This window comes from Moorena sp. SIO3H5 (assembly GCF_010692395.1).
In the GTDB taxonomy this organism is placed as follows: Bacteria; Cyanobacteriota; Cyanobacteriia; order Cyanobacteriales; family Coleofasciculaceae; genus Moorena.
The window spans coordinates 1-1,019 of sequence record NZ_JAAHHS010000831.1; the positions used below are offsets into that span (position 1 = coordinate 1).

Sequence of the window (1,019 nt, forward strand, 5' to 3'; positions counted from 1 at the left end):
TCACCAAAGAACTTGCCGAACACATCATGCTAGTAGACTTAGAGCGCAATGATTTAGGTAGAGTTTGTCAGTGGGGTACTGTAACCGTCGATGAATTACTCACCATTGAACGTTACAGTCATGTCATGCATCTTGTGAGTAACGTTACGGGTAAATTAAAAAACCTCTGTAAATGGAGTAGATTTGATTCGTGCCATGTTTCCTGGAGGGACAATTACTGGTTGTCCCAAGGTTCGCTGTATGGAAATTATTGAAGAATTAGAACCAACTAGGCGTAACTTATTTTATGGTTCCTGTGGATACTTAGACTGGCAAGGTAACTTAGATCTCAATATTTTGATTAGAACTTTGCTCCTAGTTCCAGTTTCAGCCATGACAACCAAGGTTGATACAAAAATATATGAAGATATACAAAAGTCATCAAAATCTACCACAGAAACTTCATCTCCCCTCATCCCATCAACCAACCAACCCTGCTATGATGCTGAGGGTCCTGACAAAGGGATTGATGCTCGGATAAAACCAGCAGGATATTTACCAGATTGCTCTACTTCCCAAACTGATCCCCAACATTGTTTACCATCATTTCTATGGGAACAGTTACCTCAGGAGTTATCAAAACTCAATGTGATTTGGGGACAGGTGGGAGCCGGAATTGTGGCGGACAGCATTCCTGAGAAAGAATGGTATGAGTCTCTGCACAAAGCCCGGGCACAATTAAAAGCACTAGCAATGGTACTCAATCAATATGCTCAGAATAATTATTAACTGTGAAGTTTGATGGTGATGACGTGATGCTCCATTACAAGCATTATGGGTTTATATCCCCGGCGGTAATTCTAGGGCATGGTTAGAGCTGCCTTGAACTAGTATAGGTCGGCGGTAATAAACTTACCATTGATATAAAGATCGCAGCTAGAAATGACCTTTGACTCCTAGAATACCGATTTTGTAATACCGAAAATTCCTGATTAGGAGTGATGGAGGGAAGGAGGGAAGGAGGGATGGAGTGATGGAAT

2 protein-coding genes are annotated in these 1,019 nt (G+C 41.5%); both read left to right on the plus strand.

Annotated elements, in window-relative coordinates; all coding sequences use genetic code 11:
• The coding region (locus tag F6K52_RS36845) for a chorismate-binding protein (RefSeq protein WP_364421561.1) at nucleotides 1-254 on the plus strand (254 nt) is incomplete at its 5' end.
• Nucleotides 196-768 (plus strand): chorismate-binding protein, encoded by a 573-nt coding sequence (locus F6K52_RS37240; RefSeq protein ID WP_364421563.1) that lies wholly within the window; start codon nucleotides 196-198, stop codon nucleotides 766-768. The genes F6K52_RS36845 and F6K52_RS37240, both read left to right, overlap by 59 nt.
• Nucleotides 769-1,019 lie beyond the last annotated feature (251 nt).